Source organism: Protofrankia sp. CiP1_Cm_nod3, from assembly GCF_982290655.1.
The window spans coordinates 34,726-38,044 of the sequence record NZ_CEVIVD010000028.1 but is presented as its reverse complement, the minus strand read 5'-3'; the positions used below and the strand labels follow the sequence as shown (position 1 = coordinate 38,044).

1 protein-coding gene is annotated in these 3,319 nt (G+C 67.0%); it reads left to right on the top strand.

Annotated elements, in window-relative coordinates; translation table 11 throughout:
* Nucleotides 1-359 precede the first annotated feature (359 nt).
* Nucleotides 360-3,158, top strand: a complete 2,799-nt coding sequence (locus AC5LUJ_RS08205) for a type 1 periplasmic-binding domain-containing protein (RefSeq protein ID WP_493464734.1) — start codon at nucleotides 360-362, stop codon at nucleotides 3,156-3,158.
* Nucleotides 3,159-3,319: the final 161 nt, after the last annotated feature.

Sequence of the window (3,319 nt, the reverse complement as noted above, 5' to 3'; positions counted from 1 at the left end):
GTCGCCGTACGGGCCAGGCGGCATGATCGTTGCGACCTGGGTGCCGCCTCGACAACAGCCGAAGGGGCCACCAATCCCCTGCCGGCCCAGGGCCCTGACGCGCGGCCCACCCAGCCGTAGGTGGAAACCGCTACCGGGCTGACGGAAACCACCTACAACCACGGCCAGCGCTCGTCGGCTGTCGGTGGAAACCGCTGCTGGGACAACAGAAACCACCTACACGGTGCGCCGCGCGAGGCGGGAACGCCCGATGATCTCTACAGGAGCGGGATTCAGGGGGGAGGGCCAAGCTCCCCCAGAAGTCAGACATAAGGTGTCAGACCTGATGGAGACCGGCTCTCGACACGACGGAGACTTCCATGGACTCATCCCACGACGCGTTCCATGGCTTCCCGGACGACACGGGAGTGGACACCTTCGTCCGGGAGTTCCCGACGGCGGTAGCGCCGGTGGACCGCAGCTACTTGATGACGAAACCGACGTTGTTCGTTCTGCGGGTGCGGGGAGACGGGCCCGCGTACGACAAGCGGGTCCGCAGGGTCGTAGAAGCGCTCCGGGAGCCGATCGACCAGGGCGGGAAGCTGGTGCCGTATGCGGTGCTCGATACGGAGGCGGGCGGACCGCTGCTCACCGAACAGGCCGGTGACCGGCTCGGCTTTGGCAGACCCCGGCACATGACGCCCGATCGCTTCCCGCAGTTCACACTGCTGCGAGACGTGATCGATGACATCCGGAAACGGGCTGAGGGAGCCGGGCCGGATGCGGGCGCGCGGGGTTTGCGGAACTCCGCCTACGCCAAGCGGGTGCGGCAGGGGGGGCTGCCGGGCTTTCTGTGGACGATCAGCGGCGGAGACGCCCCGCCTGTGCATAGCGCCGTGTACGGCTGGCTGGTGAGCCTGGTGTGGCTGCCCCTGACGCGGACCCTGCCCCGCCGGCTGTGGGCTTGGCGCAAGACGCATCAACTCGTCCGGCCCGTCCGGCTGCCGGGACGGCGTGGACGCCGCAGATGGCTGGGCGCCCAGGAGAACGTCGACGAGAACGTCTTCCGGGTGCTGGAGGACCTGTCGCTGCGGCAGGTCGTCCGCTTGGCGCGGGCAGACACAGCAGCGGCCGGGGCAGGGCGGTCCGACGGGCACCCCCGCCACGAAGAGGCGATGGCAGCGCTGGAGCAACTGCTGCTGAGGGCCCTGCTGGAGGACCTGTCCGATCCGCCGACGGGCAGCCTGTGGCCCAAGAGGCGCCGCCGCACGGCCCGTCCCGTCCTACTGGTACCGCTGCCCCGCGGCCCGCAGCAGCGCCCCCCGGAGGAAGCCGCGCGGGCTCTTGCGGAGGTCGTGCGCACCGAGCGATTCCTTTCCGCGTTCTGCGAGATACGGCCGAGCGCGCATGCGCCGGGCCCTCTGGTGATCGCGATCGGCCAGCCGTCCGATGCCCTGCTCGACCGGATCGGACCATCCCAGGAGGTCACTCTTGGACCAGCCGGCCATCTGCTCCATGAACCAAACAGCGGAAAACCCGTGCTCGTGCCGCTCAGCGACGAGTCCTTCAACCGGCCGGGGCTGCCCATCCGCCGCGTGGCGCCGAAGACCTTCCGGATCGACTGGAGGGCGATAAACGCGTTAATTGCCGGTATGGTGACGCTGGTGCTCACCGTGACAGCCGTCACGGTGCTGTTGCCAGGCCATTCGCACGGCTGCGTCGGCGGCCCCGACCCGGTGGCCGCGTCCGCGCGCAGCGACCAGGTGGCCACGGACCCCACCGGCTGGTACGACGCGGCGATCGAGGCGATCCGGCAGCAGAACGAGCGTGCCGTGACGTTCTTCAGGAGTGGCAGGACTGTCCGCACCATTGTGGTCTTCGTGTCGAACCGCCCAGCCAGCCCCATCGACACCCTCTTCGACGGCACCATCCCGGAACTGCGCGGTATCGCCCTTTGGCAGCGCAAGCTCAACCAGGACTCGAACGCCGACCGTAGCCAGGTCCCCCTGCTGGTCGACGTCCGTCAGACCGGCCTGGCCTTCCACGACGCCGAGCAGGAGGCGCGGAAACTGGTCGAGCAGGTCCGCACCTGGAAGCCGCGTCCCGATCACAGCGACGACTACGCACAGGTCATCGGCGTCCTCGGCTACGCACAGAGCAGGAACGAGACCAAAGCGGCTCTCGAGGTACTTGACGAGGCAAATATCTTGACCATCGGCACCACCGCTACCGCCGACGAAATGCTCGGCGAGTCGGTCTACTGGCCCATCACACCGCTCAACAGCCGCGAGGCCGCGATCGAAGGGAACCTCGCCGCCACGCAACGCATCATTGCCCGGCACAGTGACAGCGGCGGATGCGTCCCAGCCAAACAGGCCCTCGTCATCGAGGACTACGGCGACCTGTACAGCCGAAGTCTCGCGGCGCATTTCGTGAGCCGCTTCCACGGCCAGAAGCAGGAGATCAACTTCACTCAGGGCGGCACCGGCCCCACGAACCCGCCAGCCGGCACCCCCACTTACACCAACGCCACCGACCTGGCGAACCGGGTCTGCGAAGAGATATCCGAACGGCCAGACACCGTCGTCTACTGGTCGAGCCGCGCCCAGGACTTCATCGCGTTCGTCACAAGCTTCGACACCCAGGGCACCTGCACCCACCACGACGTCACCGTGCTCGGCGGCAACGAGCTCACCAACGTCTCCCAGACCGGCGTCTTCAACAACAAGCAGTGGCTGCGGATCTACTACTCCGCGCACCGGCTTCCCGCGGACGACGCCCGCGCCGGCTCCGCCACCGAGAACTTCGTCAGCGACTACAACACCTTCGTCAAAAACACGACCAAGGGCGAGGACCCCTGGATCGATGACGGGCACTCGGCAGTGGCATACGACGCCTTCCATGTGCTCTCCCGGGTCTCCAACATCGCCTATAGCGGCAATCCGACGGCCCGCCCTACCGATATGGAAGCTTTCTTCAGAGCCGGCGACATCACCTTCAACGGCGCAACCGGCTATATTCACTACGCGGCAGGCGTCAACCAGCCACCCGTGGACAAGACCCTCGTGCTGCTACATCAGACTGGCAAGCATCCGGTGGCGGTGGTTGTCTGCGGCGCCTACCAGCAGGACCAAAACGGCTCGGCCGAGGATAAGCCATGTCTCGGCGCCCCGCGCTGAGACATCGGTGTGGGTCTGACCCGAAAAATGGGCTGCGGAGGCAGGTGAACATCACTGTCCGTCACACCGTTTCTCGAACCTGGAAGGGGCGGCGCCGTTCCCTGGAGATCCGGAGGCCCCGGATGCTGGTGCACGGAAATGTCACGGGGCTTGTGTCGGGG

Coding starts and splice junctions, on each gene's coding strand:
- AC5LUJ_RS08205 (WP_493464734.1), top strand. CDS start 360: ATGGACTCATCCCACGACGCGTTCCATGGCTTCCCGGACGACACGGGA.